The organism is Bradyrhizobium sp. HKCCYLR20261 (genome assembly GCF_051168435.1).
Taxonomy (GTDB): Bacteria; Pseudomonadota; Alphaproteobacteria; order Rhizobiales; family Xanthobacteraceae; genus Bradyrhizobium.
Genome location: NZ_JBNPUZ010000003.1, coordinates 549,801 through 571,758, shown reverse-complemented (window position 1 = coordinate 571,758; position 21,958 = coordinate 549,801). Strand labels below are relative to the sequence as shown.

Below are 21,958 nucleotides of genomic sequence, written 5' to 3'. Positions count from 1 at the left end.
ATGCCGGTGACGGTGAAGACATTCCAGGCGCTGGGCGAGGCGGCCTCCGCGCTGTCGTCGGACCGCGCCGCGCGCTACCTCGGTGGCGGCACCTTGGTGATGCGCGAGCTCAACGAGGGCGGCGTCTCGATCGCGACCGTCGTGCGCGCCACCGACCGCGCCTTGCAGGGCATCGAGGCCGCCGGCGCCCGTGTGCGCATCGGAGCTGGCGTCACCTTCGCGCGCGTGCTGGCCGAGCGCGAGCTCGCCTTCCTGCATCCGGCAGCACGCTCGATCGGCGGCCCGGCCGTGCGCAACATGGGCACCGTCGGCGGCAATCTGTTTGCACCGGCGCCGTTCGGTGACTTCACGGTGGCGCTGCTGGCGCTCGACGGCATGATCTCGCTGCAGGGCGGCTTCGGTCTGCGCGACATGCCGCTCGAAGAATTTCTGCAATCGCGCGACCGGCAGGCCGGCGCGCTGGTGGTCGCTGTCTCCTGTATCCGGCCGGCATCGGCCGATGCGTTCCGCTACCGCAAGATCGCGCGCATCAAGCCGAAGGGCGGCTCGGTCATCACGCTCGCCGTACATCTCCCGCAGAGCGGTGGCCGCGTCACCGGCGCGCGCATCGCGCTGGGGTCGATGGCGCCGACCGCGATCCGCGCCAAGGGAGCCGAGCGCGCGCTCGAAGGCCGGCCGCTCGATGCCAGCGCGATCAGTGCGGCGGCGGCCGCCGCAGGCGAGGGGACGGCGCCGACCGATAATTCGCTGGCGAGCGCGTGGTACCGACGCGAGGTGCTCGGCGTACATCTGCGGCGGCTGTTGTCGGGACAGGAGAGCTAGAGCATGGCCAAGACTCCACTTCAGTTCCGCCACAACGGCCGCGACGTCGCGCTGTTCGTCGATGGCGGCACCAGCTTGCTGGTGGTGCTGCGCGAGATGCTCGGCGACGTCACGCCGAAGTTCGGATGCGGGCAGGGCGGCTGCGGGGCCTGCACCGTGCTGATCGACGGCGAAGCTCATCTCTCCTGTCTGACGCTTGCCGAAACCGTGGAGGGCCGCGCTATCGAGACGCTCGACGGCATCAAGGCGGGTCCGAACCTGCATCCGCTGCAGCGCGCCTTCGCCGAAGGGTTTGCCGCGCAATGCGGCTTTTGCACGCCGGGCATGCTGATGGCCGCCAAGGCGCTGCTCGACCGCAACCCGCAGCCGAGCCGTGAGCAGGTGGTGGAAGCGATCTCCGGCAACATCTGCCGCTGCACCGGCTACGAGCCGATCATCAATGCGGTGCTGGCGGCGGCCGCATCGCGCGCGAGCGCCTGAGGGGAGAGCGTCATGCTGGAACTGCGCAAGGACATCTTCGCCGACGAGCGCGACGACAATCTCAACGAGGTCGGCAAGGGCACGCAGCGCCAGGACATGCTGGGCCACGTCACGGGTACCTCGACCTATTTCAACGATCACAAGCTGCAGGGCATGCTGCATCTGAGTGTCGTGAGATCCACGCAGCCGCATGCGAGGCTGCGCCGCGTCGACACCAGCGAGGCCGAGCGAAGCGAGGGCGTCCGCCGGGTCATCCGCGGGGCCGACGTACCGCGCAATCTGAACACGCTGCTTAGCCTGATCAATTTCGGCAAGGACGACGAGCCGACATTGGCCGTCGACAAGGTGCGTTATCGCGGCGAGCCGATCGTCGCTGTCGTCGCTGAGACGCCGCGCCTCGCAGCCGAGGCGGCGGCCAAGGTGCGCGTGGACTACGACATCTTGCCGGCGGTGTTCGATGTCGAGGAGGCGCTGAAGCCCGGCGCGCCGACGGTCAATGAGACCTATCCGAAGAACACCTTCACCTATCACGACCGCTACGACCATCAGAAGCTGCGCTTCGGCGACGTCGAGCGCGGCTTTGCCGGCGCCGATCATGTGCTTGAGCAGCGCTACCAGATGTCGCCGATCGAGCACGCCCCAGTGGAGACCAACGGCTCGATCGCGGCGCCCGACACCAATGGCCGCTATGTCGTCTATACCTCGACCCAGGCCTTGTTCTTCTCGCTCGACACCTGCGCCAAGATCCTCGATCTTCCGTCGAATACGTTGCACTTCATCGGCGGCACCGTCGGGGGCGGCTTCGGCGGTAAGGTCGACACCTTGACCGAGCCGCTCGCGATTCTCGCGGCGATGCTGACCGGGCGGCCGGTGCGCCACGTGTTCGGGCGCGAGGAGGAGATGCAGTTCGGGCCGCCGCGCGGCGCCGAGCGGATCTACATCAAGGACGGCGTGATGCGCGACGGCCGCATCGTCGCGCGACAGATCCGCGGCTATTTCGACTCCGGAGCCTATACCCGGCTGTCGAGCTATGCGGTGGTGAAATGCGCTGCGCATCTGCCTGGGCCCTACACGATCCCGAACGTCCATGGCGACATCTACTGCGTTTTCACCAACCGGACGCCGGCGACCGCGATGCGCGGCTTCGGCATCACCGGCATGGATTTCGCGCTCGAATGCCAGATGGACAAGCTCGCGCATCTCATCGGCATGGACCCCATGGAGTTCCGCATCCTGAATGCGTATCGCGACGGCGACATGAAGGCGCATCGCCGCGAGGCCAAGAACACGGCGCTGATCGAATGCGTGCAGGTTGCGGCCGAGAAGGCCAAATGGCCGATCCGCGAGGAATTCCGCCGGATGTCGTCGCGCAAGGATGGTGGCGGAGCACGGGCCGCGGTGCCGTCCACGCCACGCGAGACCGCGCCACCGCGCGCTGCAGCGGCGCAGCAGCGTACCAGCTACGACCGCGGGCTCCCGATTTCGCCCCCGCCCGAACCGCCACCGCCTCCGCAGCCTTCCGCGCCAACGCCGGGACATGGCGCGACGCGGTTCTCATCCGTGTTCGGCACGAGGAGGCGCTGAGATGGCGAGGCACCGCGGCCGCGGCATGGCGGCGATCAACTATCCCATCGGCATGAATCTCGGCGGCGATCCGAGCCAGGCGCTGGTGCACTCCAATCCCAGCGGCAAGTTCACGGTGGCGCTGTCGTCGATCGATCTGGGGCAGGGCATGAAGTCGGTGACGCGGCAGATCTGCGCCGAGACGCTCGGTGTGCCCGTTGAGGACGTCTATGTCGACACCGCCGACTCCGACACCGGGCCGCATTGCATGGGCTCGTTCGCCTCGCGCGGCACCCACCGCGTCGGCAATGCCGTGATGGCGGCGGCGAAGGAGGCGCGCGGTGTCATGATGGAGGCGGCGGCCGAGGAGCTCGAAGTGAACGCCAGCGACCTCGAGACCGACGGCCGCGGCAACATTCACGTCAAGGGCGCGCCGCATCGCTCGATCTCGGTCAAGGACGTCGCCATTGCCGCGCAGTTCCGCCAGGGCAAGACGATCTCCGGCCGTGGCATCTTCCTGGTGCCGCTGTCGGACGTCGATCCGGAGACCGGCGAGATGTCGCCCGCGACGTGCTACGCGCATGCCTGTCTGGTTGCCGAGGTCGACGTCGACGACGAGACCGGCGAGGTCGGCGTCATCAGGATGGACTCGGCCTATGAGCTGGGCCGTGCGCTCAATCCGCGGCTCGTGGAACAGCAGCTCGTGGGCGGCGCCTGGATGGGCATGAGCCACGCGCTGTATGAGACGACGGAGCCGTACTATCCAGATCCGAAGCAAGGTCCGCGCGACTTCGTCGAATATCTGATGCCGGGGCCGGGCGACATCTGTCCGCACGACATTGCGGTGCTGGAGCGGCCCGCGCCTGACGGTCCGTTCGGCGGCAAGGGACCGGGCGAGATGTGCGCCAATCCGGTGCTGCCGGCGATTGCGAATGCGATCTTCAATGCCGTCGGCGTGCGCATCGACGAGCTGCCGATCACGCCGGAGAAGGTGCTGCGCGCGATCAAGGCCCAGGGCGGCGCGCGGCCGCAGACGCGGCGGTGACGGCGCATGGTGGTCCGCAGCAACATCGTCGGCATCGACTCGCCGCAAGCGCTGGAGAAGGCGCTGCGCGCGGCCTATTACCTCGCCGATGACGGGCTCTCCACCGCGGCCTATCTCGCGCTCGCGCTCGGCAAGCCGCTGCTGCTGGAGGGCGCGCCGGGTGTCGGCAAGACCGAGGCCGCGAAGGCGATTGCCGCCGTGCTCGGCCGCAAGCTGATCCGCCTGCAATGCTACGAGGGCATCGACGCGGCGGCTGCGCTCTACGAGTGGAACTATCCGCGCCAGATGCTCGCGATCCGCCAGGCCGGCGAGGAGAGCATCGACATCTACGGCGAGAGTTTCCTGATCGAACGGCCGATGCTGGCCTGCCTGCGCGCGCCTGACGCGACGGTGCTGCTGATCGACGAAATTGATCGCGCCGACCAGGAGTTCGAAGCCTTCCTGCTCGAATTCCTGTCCGACTTCCAGATCTCGATTCCCGAGCGCGGCACCGTGCGTGCGGCCGAACGACCGATCGTGGTGCTGACCTCGAACCGCACACGTGACCTGCATGAAGCGTTGCGTCGCCGCTGTGTGTATCATTGGATCGACTATCCCGATGCGGAGCGCGAAGCGCGGATCGTGATGATGCGGGCGTCCAGCGTCGCAGAGGCGACGGCGCGGGCCGTGGTCTCCGCCGTCGCGAAGCTCAGGCGCGAACCATTGAGCAAGGCCCCGGGCATTGCCGAAGCCGTCGACTGGGCGGAGGCTGCGACCTTGCTGAACCGCACCGGCGCGCGCTGGCCGGATGCATTCAAGCGCTCGATCGGTGTCGCGCTGAAGGACGAGGAGGACTTGTCCTTCGTCGCGCCGCGGCTGGACGCGCTGCTGGCGGAGGCGACGACATGAGCGAGGTGCGGCTGCCACGAGCCACCGAGATTTTCGTGACGTTCGCCGCGCTGCTGCGGCGGAACGGCTTTGCCGTCGCGCCCGAGCAGACCACGGCCTTTCTCGCCGCGATCGAACTGCTCGGGCCAACCAGTCTCGACGACATCAGGCGTGCGGGAGCCGCGACCCTGGCGCCGCCGCCGGAGCGGCTTCCGACCTACAATCTGCTGTTCGACATCCATTTCGGCGTGAGCGAGGCGACCGCCCTCAGCGAGACCGACCAGCAGGACGACGTCGTCCGTCTTCAGGAGGAGGGCGACGACGGCGTCGATCCCGACAGCGCCCAGGAGCAGAACGAGTCCGGTCTCGCGGCCACGCAAGCGGAGGCGCTGGTCGCGCGCCGTCTTGCGGCGATGAGCGGCGGCAATGCCTTGCAGCGTCTCGCGCGGCAGGCGCGCGCAAAGCTGCCGAAGCGGCGCGGCCACCGCCGGATGCGCGCGCGGCGCGGCAGCTTCGTCGATCTGCGCCGGACCTTGCGCGAGAGCGTGCGCCGCGACGGCGAGGTGCTGTCGCTGCGGCGGCTGAAGCGACGGCCGCGGCTGCGGCGTCTGCTGTTGCTGATCGACGTCTCCGGCTCGATGAAGGCGCGCACCGAGGACAACATGCGGCTGGCGCATGTGCTGGTGCAGGCCGTGCCGCAGGTCGAGGTGTTCACCCTGGGCACGCGGCTGACGCGCGTCACGCGTCCCTTGCGGCTGAAGCGGCGCGAGCAGGCGCTGCTCGCGGCCTCGCATCTGGTCAGCGACTGGGATGGCGGCACCCGCATCGGCGAGGCGCTGCAGGCGTTCCTCGCGGTGCCGCGCTTCTCGACCTACGCGCGCGGCGCCGCCGTGCTGGTGATCTCCGACGGGTTGGAGCGCGGCGATCATCAGGTGCTCCGCGATGCCGTGTGGAAGCTGTCGCTGCGGGCCTGGCGCGTGAGCTGGCTGACGCCGCTCGCGACCGGTCCCGGCTTCAAGCCGCAGACGGAGGCCTTGCAGGCGATCGCGCCGTTCGTCGACGACATCGGTCCCGGCGGCTCGGACGATGTCATCGTTTCGCACGTGCTGTCGCTGGCGCGGAGGAGGGCGGCATGAGCGGATATGTCGATGCGCATCATCACATCTGGCGGCAGGCCGATCTGCCCTGGCTGGTCGGGCCGATGCAGCCGCGCATCTTCGGCCCGTACGAGCCGATCCGACGCGACTATCCGATCGAGGAATATCTCGACGATATCGCCGGCAGCGGCATGACCCAGTCGGTCTACGTCCAGACCAATTGGGCCAAGGAGGGGTTCGAGGACGAGGCCGCGTGGGTGCAGCGAACCGCCGATCGGCACGGCTTTCCGCACGCGATCGTCGCCTACGCTGACCTCGCCGTCGAGGACGCGCGCCCCCAATTCGACCGGCTTGCGCGCTATCCGCTGCTGCGCGGCGTTCGGATGCAACTGCACTGGCACGAGAACCCGCTGTATCGCTTCGCCGCGTCTTCCGATCTCTGCAACGATCCGAACATCCGTGCCAACATCGCGCGGCTCGCCGACTATGGCTGGTCGTTCGACCTGCAGCTCTTCGCCGGCCAGATGGCGAGTGCTGCGGCGCTGGCCGAGAGCTGTCCGTCCGTCACCTTCATCCTGCAGCACGCCGGCATGCTGGAGGATCTCTCTGCGGCGCGACGGGAGCAATGGCGCACGGGCATGCAGCGGCTCGCCGCCTGCCGCAACGTCGTCAGCAAGCTCTCGGGCCTCGGCACCTTTATCCGCCGCAACGATCCGGCGCATGTCGCCGATGTCGTGCGCGAGACGATCGAGATGTTCGGCGCCGACCGCTGCTTGTTCGGATCGAACTTCCCGATTGAAAAACTCTGGACGAACTATCGCGCGCTGATCGCTGGCTACGAGGCTGCCATCAAAGACTTCGACGAGCGAGCGCGAAAGCAAGTGATGGGAGAGACCGCGCGGCTTGTGTACCGGCTGGGATGACGCTGCGCGCAACGACAACAAAAGCAACAGGGAACGCTCATGGCGCTGGAAATCAAGGTTCTCGACTATGGTGATATCGAGCTGGAATCCAGCTTCCTCGTGCTCGGCCGCGACTGCGGCCGCACCCGCCGGGTGCTGACGCTCGGCTTCCTGATCCTGGGCGGCCCGTATCCGGTCGTGGTCGACACCGGCTACCGCTCCAACCAGATCATGGAGACGCTCGGCATGCGCGGGCTGCAGTATCATGAGAACATGATCGAGAACCAGCTGGCGCGGCACGGCGTGCGCATGGGCGACGTGCGCTATGTCTGCCACACCCATCTGCACATCGATCATGCCGGCAAGGACGACCTGTTTCCGATGAACACCACGGTGGTGCTGAACCGCCGCGAGCTGGAATACTCGGTCTCCGGCCTGATGCATCCGCAATATCCGGCGCCCGACATCAAGCACCTGATCGACCGGCTGCACACCAAGAGCGCGCTGCGCTTCCTTGATCTCGAGCTCACTGGCGCTGTCGAGCTGATGCCAGGGGTGTATTGCGAGGCGGCCAATGCCCACACCGAGGGCTCGATGAACATCCACGTCCACACCGCCGACGGCATCGCCACGATCTGCGGCGACGTGATCTACGATTTCAACGACCAGATCGTGACGCCGTTCAATGAGATCCAGGACGCCGAGCCGCGCACCACCGGCAATCACGGCACCAGCAAGCGCGCTGAGAAGGCGGCGATCAAGAAGCTGCTGTCGAGCTCGCGCTACCTGCTGCCGATTCACGACCGTCCCGCCAAGATCGAGGGTGGCATGGTGACCGGGCGGCTGCACGACCAGGTGCCGGGTCCGCTGGTGCAGTCGCTGCCGCAGCGGCACTGGTTTCCGGTGTGAGGACGCGTCATGACCCACGTCACCTTGCGCCCTGAGTTCGAGAGCCTGATCGACCCCTATGCGCCGGTGGCGCAGGTCGCGACCGGCTTCGACTTCACGGAGGGGCCGATCTGGCATCCGGCCGAGCAGTTCCTGCTGTTCTCCGACATGCCGGCCGATGTCCGCCGCCGCTGGGATGCGAAGCGCGGCTTGGTCGAGATGCGGCGGCCGTCGAACAAGTGCAACGGCATGACCTACGATGCCGAGCTCAACCTGATCGTCTGCGAGCATGCGACCTCGGCGCTGGTGCGCGAGCGGCCCGACGGGCGTCGCGAAATCTTGGCGTCGCATTTTCAGAACCAGGAGCTGAACAGTCCGAACGACGTCTGCGTCCACTCCAGCGGGGCGATCTATTTCTCCGACCCCTGGTACGGCCGCATGCCGGTCTTTGGCGTGGAGCGACCGCGGCAGCTTGGCTTCCAGGGGGTCTACCGGGTGCCGCCGGGCGGCGGCACGCCGCTTCTGCTGGTCGACCGGCATCTGTTTGATCAGCCGAACGGGCTGTGCTTCTCGCCGGACGAGACGCTGCTCTACGTCAATGATACCGTACAGGCTGTCATCCGGGTGTTCGATGTCGGCAGTGACGGCAGCCTGTCGAACGGCCGCGTCTTCTCCAGCGGCATCCGCTCCGAGCTCGAGCCCGGCGTGCCCGACGGCATGAAGTGCGACCAGCGTGGCAATGTCTGGGTCACCGCGCCCGGCGGCGTCTGGGTCTATGCGCCCTCGGGCGAACTGCTCGGCAAGGTGCGCGTGCCGGAGCTGGTCGCCAATCTCGCCTGGGGTGGGGCGGACTTCCGCACGCTGTATCTCACCGCCACGCATTCGGTCTATGCCATCGCGACCAAGGTCGGCCCGCGCCATGAGCCCTATATGAGCGCGCGGCGGACGGCCGGACCCACATCGGCTGCGTCGTCGTCGTCGCCAGCGGCGCCGCAGCTCGCCGCCGGCGACATGCAGCTCGATCCGCGGCGCTGCGCCATGATCATCCAGGACCTGCAGAACGACGTCATCATGGACGGCGGTGCCTTTGCCGACTCCGGCGCGCCCGGCCACGCCAAGCAGCAGCGCGTGGTCGACAACGTGCGCCGGCTGGCCGAGGTCGCCCGCGCGCGCGGCGTCGTCATCATCTTCGTCTGGTTTGTGGTCGAGCCGGGCGCGCCCGGGGTGACCTTGAACGCGCCGCTGTTCGAAGGTCTCGTCGACAGCCGGGCGATGGTGCGCGGCAGTTGGGGCGCCGCGCCTGTTGCGGGGCTGGAGCCGCGCGGCGGCGACTTCGTCGTCGAGAAGATGCGGATGAGCGCGTGGGAGGGCACGAAGCTCGAGACCATCCTGAAGGCGACGGGGCGCGACGTCATCATCAATACGGGCGCCTGGACCAACATGTCGGTCGAGCACACCGCGCGCACCGGGGCCGACAAGGGCTATTTCATGGTCGTGCCCGAGGACTGCTGTTCGACGATGAATCCGGAATGGCACAATGCCGCGATCAACTTCGCCCTGCAGAACGTCTCCGTGGTCACCAACGCCGATGCGGTCATCAAGGCGCTGGGGTAGGGGATGCCCAAGCTGTTTCATCTCGTCGCCTCGCCGCGCGCGGACTCGGAGTCGAGCGCCGGCGCGCGCGTTTTCCTCGATCGTTTCATGCAGGCGCGGCCCGGGTTCGACATCGACGAGATGAACCTGTGGCGCGAGAATCTGCCCGAGTTCGACGGCGAGATCCTGCAGGCGAAATACGCGCGCATGGGCGGGCGCGACTTCACCGAGGGCCAGCGCGCGGCGTTCGCGGTGGCCGAGCGCATGGCGGTGCGGCTCGATCTCGCCGAGCGCGTGGTGATCTCGACGCCGATGTGGAACTTCGGCATCCCCTACAAGCTCAAGCACTGGTTCGACATCATCAACCAGCCCGGGCTTACCTTTCGCTTCGATCTCGCCAGAGGCTATCTCCCGCTGCTGAAGGATCGCCCGACGCTCGTGATCCTGGCGAGCGGCGGTGACTTCACCACCGGCATGAGCCGCGGCCGCATCGATCTCGCCACGCCGTACTTGCGCGAGGCGCTGCGCTTCATGGGCCTGCAGGACGTCCGCTTTGTCGCGATCGGGCCGACCAGCGGTCCTGCCGATCACACCGGCGCGGCGCGGGAGCGGGCGCACAAGCGGCTGATCGAGCTGGCGGTCCAATTCTGACAGGATGCATCGAAAGGCCATCAGCCAACTTGTTAGTTGGTCGCGCGGCCAGCAGATCATGACGGTGCGGCTCTGATCGGATCCCGCTTCTCCTCGCCTGACAATACGGCGAATTGAAGCACCTACGCAGGCGCGCGCAACGTTGCTCAATCGCTTCTCAGACGAGTGACGCCGTTCTGGGCGATTGCTGCGCGTTGAAGCAGCAGTGTCCCGACATTAGCGGCGCTTATATCCGCAATTTTTGCTTCCAATTTTACTTCGCAGAATCCCGTCGATAGCCTCGCGTCAAGATCGAAACGCAAGCGGGCCGACAGCCAACGAAGGATGTCGCGCCGCCTTGTAACCAGCGGGGGTTGCTATGCGCGACAATGAGAAACGCACGTCCAAGGGTGAGATTGTGAAGCAGAAGGCGCCGAGAGATCAAAAACTGAGCCGGCGCTCCCTGCTCAAAGGCGCGGCTGCGCTCGCGGGTGCCGCGGTCGGCTCGGAGATCGTCGGGGCACCGATGATCTGGGCGCAGGAGATCAAGGACATCGAGCTGCGCCATGTCGGCGTGTCCTATTCGGTGGTGAAGGCGATCGGTGACCAGGCCGCGAAGGATCTCGGCTTCAAGGTCACGATGCAGAACCTCGATACGTCGGCCGCGATCAACCGCTTCATCAGCCAGCCGAACAGCGTCGACATCGCCGATCTCGAGGGCTGGCAGGCCAAGCTCGCCGCCAAGCGCGGTGTCATCCAGGGCATCGAGGTCAAGAAGATCAAGGAGTTCGACAACATCCTGCCGATCTTCACCAAGGGCGAGATCAACGGCCACAAGATTCCGCGCCAGGGCATCTCGCCTTACGAGGCGATGTACATTTCCAAGCCCGACTCCACCGATCTGCATGACGGCGTCACCGAATGGGCGACCTTCCTGCCGCAGGTCTACAACGCCGACTCGATCGGCTACCGCCCCGACCTGGTCGGCCACGAAGTCACCGAGTGGAAGGACCTGATCGACCCGAAGTTCAAGGGCAAGGCCGCCATCCTCGACGTGCCCGCGATCGGCATCATGGATGCCGCGCTGTGCTTCGAGAGCGCCGGGCTGATCAAGTACGGCAACAAGGGCAACATGACCAAGGAGGAGATCGACTTCACCTGCAACAAGCTGATCGAGCTGAAGAAGCAGGGGCAGTTCCGCGCCACCTGGACCACCTTCGATCAGTCGGTGCAGCTGATGGCGGCGGGCGAGGTGGTGATTCAGTCGATGTGGTCGCCGGCCGTGGCTGCGGTGCGCGTGAAGGAGATCCCGTGCGTCTACGCGCCGGTCAATATCAAGAACGGCAAGGAAGGCTATCGCGGCTGGTGCAACGGCATGGGCCTCATGAAGCACCTCACCGGCAAGAAGCTCGACGCCGCCTATGAGTATCTGAACTGGTACCTGTCCGGCTGGCAGGGCGGCTTCGTCGCGCGCTACGGCTATTACAGCCCGGTGCCGTCGACGGCGAAGAAATTCCTCACTCCCGCGGAATGGGACTTCTGGTACGAGGGCAAGCCCGCGCCGGAGGTCGTCAACGACCCCTACGGCGTGCCGATGGAGAAGGCCGGCACCAAGCGCGACGGAGGCTCCTTCCTCGACCGCGTCACCAACATCTCCTGCTGGAATACGCTGATGGACGAGGCCGCCTACATGAACAAGCGCTGGAACGACTTCAAGGTGGCCTGAATCCTGCCTCTCTCAACGGACGCCGGCACGATGTTCGTGCCGGCGCAGGCGACAGCGAAGTAGCTCACAAGATGATGCCGAGTCCTTCTTCAACCTCACGTGCAAGAACCTCACGTGCAAGCTTGGCCGGCTGGCTCTACGTCTCGCCGCTGGTCGCCGTGCTCGTGCCGTTCTTCCTGGCGCCGATCCTGGTGGTGCTGGCGGCGAGCTTCTTCGGCTCGGACGGCTTCGGCGGGCTCACGCCCGACTTCACGCTCGCGAATTATGTCGAGGTGCTGCACTCGGCGCTGACCCTGAAGCTCTATCTTGCGACGATCAAGTTCACGGTGCTGACCTGGATCTTCACGCTGCTGATCGGCTTCTTCGTCGCCTATTTCCTAGTTTTCCACGTGCGCAACCAGCTGCTCGCGATCGGACTGTTCCTGCTGTGCACCGTGCCGTTCTGGACCTCCAACATCATCCGCATGATCTCGTGGATCCCGCTGCTCGGGAAGGAAGGGCTGATCAATGCGGCGCTGCTGTCGACCGGCGTGATCCGCCAGCCGCTCGAGGTGCTGCTGTTCTCCGACCTCGCCGTCGTCATCGCCTATGTGCACCAGCTGACGATCTTCATGATCGTGCCGATCTTCAACGCGATGGCGCGCATCGACAAGCGGTTGATCGAGGCGGCGGTGGACGCCGGCGCCAGCCGCTTTGATATCCTGCGCCTCATCGTTGTGCCGATGGCCAAGAGCGGCATCGCGCTCGGCTCGATCTTCGTGGTCTCGATCGTGATGGGCGACTTCTTCGTGGTGAAGGTGATGTCCGGCGGCGGATCGGCCTCGGTGGTCAGTGCCTTCTATGAGGATGTCGGCGTGCTGCAATATCCGACGGCTGCGGCCAGCGCCGTGCTGCTCACCCTGGTGCTGCTCGCCATGGTCACTTTGATCCTGCGCACGGTCGACATCCGCCGGGAGATCGCCCGATGAGCGCCATGGTCGCCGACACGCCTGAGAAGGACACGGTCTCGCGCAAGGCGATCGCGCCGAGCCGCGGCCGGCGGCCCTGGACGTTCTATGTCCTGGCCTCGCTGTTCACCGCCTATGTGATCGCGCTGTACGGGCCGATGTTCTGCATCTATGTCCTGTCGTTCCAGGACATTCGCGGCGGCCTGGTGTTTCCGATGAAGGGGCGCTCGCTGCACTGGTTCGTCGACCTGTTCACCCAGGTGCGCACCGGCGACGTCAAGGGCTCCTTCGACCGCTCGATCAAGCTCGCGATCATGGTCACGATCATCACGGTGGTGATCTCGTTCCTGGCCGGCCTCGGATTCCGCCGCCGCTTCAAGGGCGACAGCATCGTGTTCTACATGATGATCGGCAGCCTCGTGGCGCCCGGCCTCGTGCTCGGGCTGGGCACGGGTCTCTTGTTCCAGGCGCTGGGACTGAGCCCCGCCTGGTACTCCTCCGCGCTCGGGGCGCAGCTGTCCTGGACCCTGCCGTTCGGCGTGCTTGTGATGTTCGCGGTGATGTCGCGCTTCAACAATGCCTGGGACGAGGCGGCGCGCGATCTCGGCGCCAGCCGCTGGCAGGCGATCCGGCTGGTGATGATCCCGGTGCTGGCGCCCGGTCTCGTGGCTGTCGCGCTGTTCGGCTTCACGCTGTCCTATGACGAATTCGCCCGCACCCTTCAGACGGCAGGGTCGCTCAACACGCTGCCGCTGGAGATCTGGAGCATGACACTGAACGTCACTTCGCCCTCGCTCTATGCGCTCGGCACGGTGACCACGATCGTCTCTTTCATCGTGATCGGCGTCAGCCTGGGCAGCATCGTGCTGATCCAGAAGCGGCGCGGCGCGCAGAAGATCAAGGGATAAGGCTCAGCGATGCGGATCGAACGAGGCGATATCGAGCTTGCGGGTGTCTGCAAGAGCTATGACGGCGTCGTCAATGCCGTCGACGGCGTCAATCTGCGGATCGCCGACGGCGCCTATTGCTGCTTCATCGGCCCGTCCGGCTGCGGCAAGACCACCATCCTGCGCATGATCGCGGGGCACGAGGACCCGACCGCGGGCGAGATCGTGATCGGCGGCCACAATGTGGTCGGCCTGCCGCCGGTGCAGCGGCGCACCGCGATGATGTTCCAGTCCTACGCGCTGTTTCCGCATCTGACCGTGCGCGAGAACATCGCCTTCGCGCTGCAGGTGCGCGGCCAGTCCAAGGCCGAGCGGCTGCGCGCGGCGGATGCGATGATCGAGAAGGTGCGGCTGACGCAGTTCGCCGACCGGCTGCCGGCGCAGCTCTCCGGCGGCCAGCAGCAGCGCGTGGCGCTGGCGCGCGCCGCGATCACCGAGCCGCGGGTGCTGCTGCTCGACGAGCCCTTGTCGGCGCTCGACGAGCAGCTGCGCGTGCAGATGCGCCAGGAGCTGCGGCGGATGCAGCGCGAGCTCGGCATCACCTTCATCCACGTCACCCACACCCAGCTCGAGGCGATCGCGCTCGCCGATCTCGTCGTGGTGATGGAGCAGGGCAAGATCAAACAGGCGGGACCGGCGCGCGAGGTCTATGCCAACCCGCGCGACCGTTATGTCGCCGAGTTCATGGGCGGCCAGAACGTGCTGTCCGGCCGGGTCGAGAAGGTCAATGGCGAGAGCCTGGTGCTGAAGCAGAGCACGCAGCAGGCGATCGAGCTGCCGCTGCCGCCGCAGCGCGGAAGCATCGGCGTCGGCGACACCATCGACATCGCCGTGCGACGTGACGACGTGGCGCTGGTCCGCCCCGGTGCGACCCTGCCGCCCGGCTGCGGCACGGCGCTGCCGAGCCGCGTCACCGCGATCGAGTACCAGGGCTATTTCGTCAAGGTGATGCTCGACACCGTGCCCGACGACGAGTTCGTCGCCTACGTGCCCGAGAAGACCTATTTCGCAGATCCCTTCAACGTCGGCGACGTCGTCCTGGCCACCTGGGTGGCGGACCGCGCCCGCCCGCTCGCCTGATTTCATTTCGACAACGGAGAGTAGACCGTGCAGATCTCCTTCACCCTCAATGGCCGTGCGACCACGGTCGACGTGGACCCGGCAACGCTGGTCAGCGATCTCCTGCGCGAGCAGTTGAACCTGACCGGCACGCATGTCGGCTGCGACACCAGCCAATGCGGCGCCTGCGTCGTGCATCTCGACGGCGTTCCGGTGAAGAGCTGCACCTTGCTCGCGCCGGCGCTCGACGGCGCGACCCTGCTGACCATCGAGGGGCTCGGCGCGACCGCAGGCTCGAACGCGCTGCATCCGATGCAGGAGGCGTTCCGCGAGCATCACGGCCTGCAATGCGGCTTCTGCACGCCGGGCATGGTGATGACCGCGACCGCGCTCGCCGCCGCCAATCCGACGCCGACCGAGGCCGAGGTACGCCACGGGCTCGAAGGCAACATCTGCCGGTGCACCGGCTATCAGAACATCGTCATTGCGGTCATGGCTGGTGCAGCCGCCATGCACGCCACGTCAGCGGGAGAGTGACCATGGGGCAGGTGATCGGAATCGGCGCGGCGCCGAAGCGCAAGGAAGATCAGCGCTTCCTCACCGGACGCGGCAACTACGTGTCCGACATCAAGCGGCCGGGCATGACCTTCGGTGTGTTCGTGCGCTCGCCGCATGCGCATGCCGTGCTGCGCGGTATCGACAAGGCTGCGGCGCTGGCCGCGCCCGGCGTGGTCGCGGTGCTGACTGGCGAGGATGTCGCCGCTGATGGCTTGGGCTCGCTGCCCTGCGGCTGGGGCATCTCGGACGCCAAGGGCGTGCCAATGAAGGAGCCGCCATTCCCGATGCTGGCGCAGGGCAAGGTGCGCTTCGTCGGCGACATGGTGGCATTCGTCATCGCCGAGACCTTGGAGCAGGCGAAGTCGGCCGCCGAGCTTCTCAGCGTCGACTACGAGGTGCTGCCGTCCGTCGTCGGCGTGCTCGACGCGGTCAGGCCGGATGCGCCGCAATTGTTCGATGACGTGCCGAACAATGTCTGCTGCGACTGGGAGCTCGGCGACAAGGCGGCGGTGGAGTCCGCGTTCCGCAAGGCGGCGCATGTCGCCAAACTGAGCCTGGTCAACAACCGCCTGATCGGCAATCCAATGGAGCCGCGCGCCGCGATCGCCGAATATGATCCCGGCAAGGGCCATCACACGCTGTGGACCACGAGCCAGTTTCCGCATGTCGTGCGCTTCCTCATGAGCGCGCTGGTGCTCAAGCTGCCGGAGCACAAGGTGCGCGTGGTCGCGCCCGACGTCGGCGGCGGCTTCGGCGTCAAGCAGTTCCACTATGGCGAGGAGGCCGTCATCACCTGGGCGGCCAAGCGCGTGCTGCGCCCGGTGAAATGGGTGGCCGACCGCTCCGAGGGCTATCTGTCCGACCGGCACGGACGCGACCACGTCACCGAGGCCGAGCTTGCGCTCGACGAGAACGGCAAGTTCCTGGCGCTGCGGGTCAAGACGCTTGCCAACATGGGCGGCTATCTCTCGACCTTCGGCCCGAACATCCCGACCAACCTCTACGGGCCGCTGCTCGGCGGCGTCTACACGACGCCCGCGATCTACTGCAACGTCAAGGTCGTGTTCACCAACACCGTGCCGGTGGATGCGTATCGCGGCGCCGGCCGTCCCGAGGCGACCTTCGTGGTCGAGCGCATCGTCGATGTCGCCGCGGCCGAGATGGGCATCGACCGCGTCGAGCTGCGCCGTCGCAACATGATCCCGAAGGAGGCCTATCCGTATCAGACGCCGGTGCTGGTGCAGTACGACTCGGGCGATCCGATCGGCTGCCTCGACGCCGCGCTGGTCGCCGCCGACGTCAAGAATTTCGGCGTGCGCAAAGCGGAATCAGCGCGCAACGGCAAGTTCCGCGGGCTCGGCTTCTCGACCTATGTCGAGGCCTGCGGCCTTGCGCCATCGCGCTTCGCCGGCCGGCTCGGCGCGCGCGGCGGCCTCTATGAGAGCGCCACGGTGCGCGTGCATCCGGCCGGGCAGGTGACGGTGCTGATCGGCACGCACAACCACGGCCAGGGCCACGAGACGACGTTCGCGCAGATCGTGTCCGACAAGCTCGGCGTGCCCTTCGAGAACGTCGACATCGTGTTCGGCGACACCGACCGCGTCCAGTTCGGCATGGGCACCTATGGCTCGCGCTCCCTGGTGGTCGGCGGCGCGGCGCTGTCGAAAGCCGCCGACAAGGTGATCGTCAAGGGCAAGAAGATCGCCGCGCATCTGCTCGAGGCGAGCGAGCAGGACATTCACTACGAATCTGGCAAGTTCTCGGTCGCGGGCACCGACCGCGTCAAGACGATCGAGGAGATCGCCGGCGCGGCCTATGTGCCGCACAATTATCCGCTGGAGATCCTGGAGCCGGGTCTGGAGGAGCAGGCCTATTACGATCCGGTCAACTTCACCTATCCCGGCGGCTGCCACATCGCCGAGGTCGAGATCGATCCGGAGACCGGCATCGTCACCCTGGTCAACTACACGGGCGTGGACGATGTCGGCACCGTCATCAATCCGATGATCGTCGAGGGCCAGCTGCATGGCGGCATCGTGCAGGGCATCGGCCAGGCGCTGTACGAGAACGCGGTCTATGACGAAAGCTCCGGGCAGCTCGTCTCGGGCTCGCTGATGGATTACTGCGTGCCGCGCGCCGACCATCTGCCGATGATGAAGGTCGCGACGCATTCCACGCTGTGCACGCATACGCCGATGGGCGTGAAGGGCTGCGGCGAGGTCGGAACCATCGGCTCGCCGGCGGCCGTTATCAACGCGGTGGTCGATGCGCTGTCGCATCTCGGCGTCACCCATGTCGACATGCCGGCGACGCCGAACCGGATCTGGCGGCTGCTGCAGAACGCCTCGCTGCCGGTGGCGGCGGAGTAGGAGGGACACATGAGAGCATTTGCCTATCATCAGCCGAGCGCGATCTCGGACGCCGTGAAGCTCCTGACCTCGGTCGAGGACAGCAAGGTGCTCGGCGGCGGCATGACCCTGATCCCGACCATCAAGCAGCGCCTGGCGGCGCCGGCGGCGGTGGTCGATCTCGCCAAGATGCCCGCGCTGAAGGGCATCAGCGACGACGGCGAGACCGTGACGATCGGCGCGATGACGCCGCATGCGGTGGTCGCGTCCTCGCCGATCGTGCAGTCGCACATCCCGGCGCTGGCGCATCTCGCCTCCGAGATCGGCGATCCCGCCGTCCGCAACCGCGGCACGCTCGGCGGCTCGGTCGCCAACAACGATCCTTCGGCGGACTATCCGGCCGCCGTACTCGGCTTAGGTGCCACCATCATCACCAGCGCGCGCGAGATCGCGGCGGATCAGTTCTTCCTCGGCCTGTTCGAGACAGCCTTGCAGCCGGGCGAGATCATCACCGCCATCCGCTTTCCGGTGCCGCAAGCGGCGGGCTACGCCAAGTTCAAGGCGCCGGCGTCGCGCTATGCGCTGGTCGGCGTGTTCGTCGCGAAATTCGCCAGCGGCGTGCGCGTCGCGGTGACCGGCGCGGGGCCCGGCGTGTTCCGCGTCGCGGCGATGGAGCAGGCGCTGAGCGAGAGCTTCGAGCCGACCAGCATCGCCTCGATCAAGATCGACGCCGCCGGCTTGGCCTCCGATATCCATGCCGAGGCCGACTACAGGGCGCATCTTGTCACGGTGATGGCCAAGCGCGCCGTCGCGGCCGCCTCGGGCTAGCGCGAGCGGCGAGGAGACCAGCGGTTTTTCGAACTGATGCGATGGCGTGCCATCGCATCGGATCCAGCCTTCAGGACTTAATCATGACAGCCTTGTCTGCCCACGCGGCCGCCGCCGACGCGCCGTCCGATCTCGCTCGCCTGTCCGCCGTCGAATTGCTGGCCGGATACCGGCGCAAGCGCTTCACGCCGGTCGACGTGGTCGAGGACGTCATCGCGGCACTGGACGCCACGAACGCCCGCTGCAACGTCGTGGTGACCGCGATGTACGAGCAGGCAAGGGCGGACGCCAAGCGCATCACCGCCGCGATGCAAGCGGGCGAGCCATGCGGTCCGCTGGCCGGCGTGCCCGTGACCATCAAGGACCTGGTGTTCGTTGCCGGCGTGCCGGCCCATGCCGGCTCGCCGATGAACAAGGGCTTCGTGCCGGAGGCGGACGGGGCGGTGGTCGCGGCGCTGAAGAGCGCCGGCGCAATCATCACCTGCAAGACCACGACGTGCGAGTCCGGCTATAAGCTGACCGCCGACAGTCCGGTGACGGGATTGACGCGCAATCCGTGGAATCCGGCGCATACCAGTGGCGGATCGAGCGGCGGCGCGGCGGCCGGGGTCGCCGCCGGCTGCGGCCCGATCGCGATCGGCACCGATGGCGTCGGCTCGATCCGGGTGCCGTCGTCGTTCTGCGGCGTGTTCGGGCTGAAGCCGACCTTCGGCCTGGTGCCGCGTTCGCCGGGCTTCGCGCCGCCGTCCTGGGCCTCGCTGGCGCATACCGGCCCGATCACGCGCACCGTGGCGGATGCCGCGCTGGCGCTGGAGACGATCGCGATGCACGACCTGCGCGATGCGGCGAGCCTCGCGGTGGCGCAGCGGCGTTTCGATGCGACCCCGCGGCCGCTGACGGGCCTGCGCATCGCCGCCAGTGCCGATTTCGGCTATGCCGCGGTCAGCCCCGATGTCCGTGCCTCCTTCTCGAAGGCGCTCGCGGTGCTGGAAAGCTGCGGGGCGCGGATCGCCGCCGATCAGATCGCGCTTGATCGCGAGATCCTGGAACGCACGTTGAAGCCGATCGCCTTTGTCGAGCAGGCCGCCGCCGTCGCGCACAAGACCGGCGATGAGCTGTCGAGCTCCGAGACCGACTACCGCGACGTGATCGCGGCCGGCCGGCGCTACAGCGGCGTCGACTACATCGAGGCGAGCTACCGCCGGACCCAGGCCCGCGCCGCCTTCGCCAATTTGTTCGAGCGCTTCGACGCGCTGGTGACGCCGACGGTCGCGGTCACCGCCTTCGGCGCCGGCCAGCTCGGCGTCGCCATGGTCGACGGCCGCCCGGTCGATCCGCATCTCGGCTGGTCGCCGTTCTCCTGGCCGATGAATCTCGCCGGCCTGCCGGCGGCGACCGTGCCCTGCGGCTTCGACAGCCAGGGGCTGCCGATCGGCCTGCAGATCGTCGCGCCCTGGCTCGACGAGCCCACCATCTTCAAGATCGCCGCCGCGTTCGAGGAGGCGCAGCCCTGGGCGGGGATTTGGCCGGAAGCGAAGTAGCCGTAGGATGGGCAAAGGCGCGGCCGTGCGATCTCCACAAGTGAGATCGCGGTGGCGCCGTGCCCACCATCTTGCTGATGAGTTCGCCGCGCGATGGTGGGCACGCTGCCGCCTCCGGCGGCTGCCCTGCCCACCCTACGGCACCGCGCCGTGGCGAGGGAGCGTTCAGTCCTGGGTGAAATCCCGGCTGTTTCCGCTTGCTCCGTCATTGCGAGCGCAGCGAAGCAATCCAGGATGGTGGGCGGGACTCTGGATTGCTTCGCTGCGCTCGCAATGACGTGTGGCGAGAGGAGGGGATCCAACAAGCAGTGCGGGTTGCGTAGGTTCACGCCATCTCGATCGGCACGCCGGTCTCGCCGTGCTGGTCGCCAAGCCGCAAATAGTGCGCGAGATAGTCGTGCAGCGCGGTCGCCGCCTTCGACGTCGCGCCGCTGGATTTGTACAGCAGCAGCTCGACCTGGGGCAGCGGCGGCAGGCCGTCGGCGGGGCCGAGCTCGCGCATGCCCGCCACCAGCGCGCTGCGGCCGAGCACGGTGACCGCCATGCCGGCGAAGGCCGCCGCCTGCAGGCCGCCGACGCTCTCGCTCTGGCAGGCGATGCGCCAGCGCAGGTTCGCGGCCTCCAGCGCCGCGATCGCATGGTCGCGATAGATGTTGCCCTGGGGCAAGAGCGCCAGCGGAATGGGATGCTCCTGATGCGCCGCCGACTGCTCGCCGGTCATCCACACCAACTGCTCGCGGCGCACGACCTGGCCGCCGGTGAAATCGTTCATGCGGGTGACCAGCGCGATGTCGACCTCGCTGCGCTTCACCAGCCCGACCAGTGGCGTCGACAGCGCGCAGTTCAGCTCGACCTGGATGCGCGGGAAGGATTTTCGGAACACGCTGAGGATCGAGGGCAGCATGAAGGCCGCATAGAGATCGGGCGTGCCGAGCACGACCTGGCCCTCGATCTCCTGCGATGCCAGCTGCGAGATCAGCTCGTCGTGCAGCCGAAGGATCGAGCGCGCATAGGTCAGCACGATGCCGCCATCTTCGGTCAGCGCCAGCCGGCGGCCGCCATGGAGAAAGAGCTGCTTGCCGGTGAGCTCTTCCAGCCGTTGCAGTTGCAGGGTGATCGCCGGCTGGGTGCGTCCCAGCCGCCGGGCGGTTTCGGTGATGCTGCCGGTCTCGACCACCGAGATCAACGACCGGAGCATGCGGATGTCGAGGCTGATGAGGTTCATTCGTGATCCGTACTGCGGGCCTCGATGCAAGTTTCGTGCAAGTATCAGGGCGCCATGGCGTTGACACGGGTCGCCCTCGACCACATAACCGGTCGCAAATGATGGATGAATTGAGGGAGAGGAACAGTGGCGGTCGGCTTGTTCGATCTGACGGGACGCCGCGCCCTGGTGACCGGGTCGTCGCAAGGCATCGGTTTGGCATTGGCGCGCGGGCTGGCCGATGCCGGCGCCGAAATCGTGCTCAACGGCCGCGACGAGGCGAAGCTTGCCGCCGCGGCAAGCGGGATCAAGGGGGCCCGCGTGCTGGCCTTCGACGTTACGGACCACGCAGCGGTCCGCGCCGCGGTCGACCGGTTCGAGGCCGAGATCGGGCCCCTCGACATCCTCGTCAACAATGCCGGCATGCAGCACCGCGCGCCGCTGGAGGATTTTCCGGACGAGGCGTTTCAACGGCTGCTGCAGACCAACATCGCCTCCGTGTTCAATGTCGGTCAGGCCTGCGGGCGTCACATGATCGGACGCCGCGCCGGCAAGATCATCAACATCGCGTCGGTGCAGACCTCGCTCGCGCGCCCCTCGATTGCGCCGTACACGGCGACCAAGGGCGCGGTCGGAAATCTCACCAAGGGTATGGCCACCGACTGGGCGAAGCACGGCCTGCAGGTCAATGCCATCGCGCCGGGCTATTTCGATACGCCGCTGAACGCCGCGCTGGTCGCCGATCCCGCGTTCTCGACGTGGCTGGAGAAGCGCACGCCGGCGGGGCGCTGGGGCAGGGTCGAGGAGCTGGTCGGGGCGTGCATCTTCCTCGCTTCGGCCGCGTCGTCCTTCGTCAACGGCCACGTGCTCTATGTCGACGGCGGCATCACGGCCTCGCTGTGAAACCGCAGCC

Annotated in this window: 20 protein-coding genes; 19 read left to right on the top strand and 1 reads right to left on the bottom strand. The window is 67.0% G+C overall.

The window, feature by feature from the left end; genetic code table 11:
* The 18 genes from ACQR1L_RS09780 to ACQR1L_RS09695 all read left to right on the top strand — a co-directional run bounded on the left by ACQR1L_RS09780 (position 1) and on the right by ACQR1L_RS09695 (position 19,841).
* Entirely contained in the window at positions 1-822 is an 822-nt protein-coding gene (locus ACQR1L_RS09780) for an FAD binding domain-containing protein (protein ID WP_434857741.1), read from the top strand.
* 3 nt (positions 823-825) lie between these two features.
* On the top strand, positions 826-1,302 hold the full coding sequence (locus ACQR1L_RS09775) for a (2Fe-2S)-binding protein (RefSeq protein WP_434857740.1): 477 nt from the start codon (positions 826-828) through the stop codon (positions 1,300-1,302).
* 12 nt (positions 1,303-1,314) lie between these two features.
* Positions 1,315-2,886: a xanthine dehydrogenase family protein molybdopterin-binding subunit gene (locus ACQR1L_RS09770; protein WP_434857739.1), complete on the top strand. Its 1,572-nt coding sequence runs from the start codon at positions 1,315-1,317 to the stop codon at positions 2,884-2,886.
* 1 nt (position 2,887) lies between these two features.
* A complete protein-coding gene (locus ACQR1L_RS09765; protein WP_434857738.1) occupies positions 2,888-3,910 on the top strand; it encodes a xanthine dehydrogenase family protein molybdopterin-binding subunit in 1,023 nt (340 codons plus the stop codon).
* Positions 3,911-3,916: 6 nt separating this feature from the next.
* Positions 3,917-4,798: an AAA family ATPase gene (locus tag ACQR1L_RS09760; RefSeq protein WP_434857737.1), complete on the top strand. Its 882-nt coding sequence runs from the start codon at positions 3,917-3,919 to the stop codon at positions 4,796-4,798.
* On the top strand, positions 4,795-5,913 hold the full coding sequence (locus ACQR1L_RS09755; RefSeq protein WP_434857736.1) for a vWA domain-containing protein: 1,119 nt from the start codon (positions 4,795-4,797) through the stop codon (positions 5,911-5,913). Before ACQR1L_RS09760 ends, ACQR1L_RS09755 begins: the two co-directional genes overlap by 4 nt.
* Positions 5,910-6,797: an amidohydrolase family protein gene (locus tag ACQR1L_RS09750; protein WP_434857735.1), complete on the top strand. Its 888-nt coding sequence runs from the start codon at positions 5,910-5,912 to the stop codon at positions 6,795-6,797. The genes ACQR1L_RS09755 and ACQR1L_RS09750 overlap by 4 nt, the downstream gene beginning before the upstream one ends.
* Positions 6,798-6,836: 39 nt before the next feature.
* The gene (locus ACQR1L_RS09745) at positions 6,837-7,685 is read left to right on the top strand and encodes an MBL fold metallo-hydrolase (protein WP_434857734.1); all 849 of its coding nucleotides are present in this window, start codon (positions 6,837-6,839) and stop codon (positions 7,683-7,685) included.
* 9 nt (positions 7,686-7,694) lie between these two features.
* Positions 7,695-9,278, top strand: a complete 1,584-nt coding sequence (locus ACQR1L_RS09740) for an isochorismatase family protein (RefSeq protein ID WP_434857733.1) — start codon at positions 7,695-7,697, stop codon at positions 9,276-9,278.
* Between the two features lie 3 nt (positions 9,279-9,281).
* Positions 9,282-9,908, top strand: coding sequence for an FMN-dependent NADH-azoreductase (locus tag ACQR1L_RS09735; RefSeq protein WP_434857732.1), 627 nt, complete (start codon positions 9,282-9,284; stop codon positions 9,906-9,908).
* Between the two features lie 358 nt (positions 9,909-10,266).
* Positions 10,267-11,613, top strand: a complete 1,347-nt coding sequence (locus ACQR1L_RS09730; RefSeq protein ID WP_434857731.1) for an ABC transporter substrate-binding protein — start codon at positions 10,267-10,269, stop codon at positions 11,611-11,613.
* Positions 11,614-11,684: 71 nt separating this feature from the next.
* Entirely contained in the window at positions 11,685-12,581 is an 897-nt protein-coding gene (locus ACQR1L_RS09725; protein ID WP_434857730.1) for an ABC transporter permease, read from the top strand.
* Entirely contained in the window at positions 12,578-13,468 is an 891-nt protein-coding gene (locus ACQR1L_RS09720) for an ABC transporter permease (protein WP_434857729.1), read from the top strand. The genes ACQR1L_RS09725 and ACQR1L_RS09720 overlap by 4 nt, the downstream gene beginning before the upstream one ends.
* Positions 13,469-13,477: 9 nt before the next feature.
* Positions 13,478-14,587 carry an ABC transporter ATP-binding protein gene (locus ACQR1L_RS09715; RefSeq protein ID WP_434857728.1) on the top strand — a complete coding sequence of 370 codons (1,110 nt, stop codon included), beginning with the start codon at positions 13,478-13,480 and terminating at the stop codon, positions 14,585-14,587.
* Positions 14,588-14,614: 27 nt separating this feature from the next.
* Positions 14,615-15,103, top strand: coding sequence for a (2Fe-2S)-binding protein (locus ACQR1L_RS09710; RefSeq protein ID WP_434857727.1), 489 nt, complete (start codon positions 14,615-14,617; stop codon positions 15,101-15,103).
* Positions 15,104-15,105: 2 nt separating this feature from the next.
* The gene (locus ACQR1L_RS09705) at positions 15,106-17,493 is read left to right on the top strand and encodes a xanthine dehydrogenase family protein molybdopterin-binding subunit (RefSeq protein ID WP_434857726.1); all 2,388 of its coding nucleotides are present in this window, start codon (positions 15,106-15,108) and stop codon (positions 17,491-17,493) included.
* A 9-nt stretch (positions 17,494-17,502) separates the two neighbouring features.
* Entirely contained in the window at positions 17,503-18,300 is a 798-nt protein-coding gene (locus tag ACQR1L_RS09700) for an FAD binding domain-containing protein (RefSeq protein ID WP_434857725.1), read from the top strand.
* A gap of 83 nt (positions 18,301-18,383) precedes the next feature.
* Positions 18,384-19,841, top strand: coding sequence for an amidase (locus ACQR1L_RS09695; RefSeq protein WP_434857724.1), 1,458 nt, complete (start codon positions 18,384-18,386; stop codon positions 19,839-19,841).
* A 325-nt stretch (positions 19,842-20,166) separates the two neighbouring features.
* Here ACQR1L_RS09695 and ACQR1L_RS09690 read toward each other — a convergent pair whose 3' ends face one another.
* A complete protein-coding gene (locus ACQR1L_RS09690; protein ID WP_434857723.1) occupies positions 20,167-21,066 on the bottom strand; it encodes a LysR substrate-binding domain-containing protein in 900 nt (299 codons plus the stop codon).
* A gap of 126 nt (positions 21,067-21,192) precedes the next feature.
* On the opposite strand from ACQR1L_RS09690, the gene ACQR1L_RS09685 reads away from it, so the two are divergent.
* Complete coding sequence (locus ACQR1L_RS09685) at positions 21,193-21,948, top strand: SDR family oxidoreductase (protein WP_434857722.1); 756 nt, start codon at positions 21,193-21,195, stop codon at positions 21,946-21,948.
* Positions 21,949-21,958: the final 10 nt, after the last annotated feature.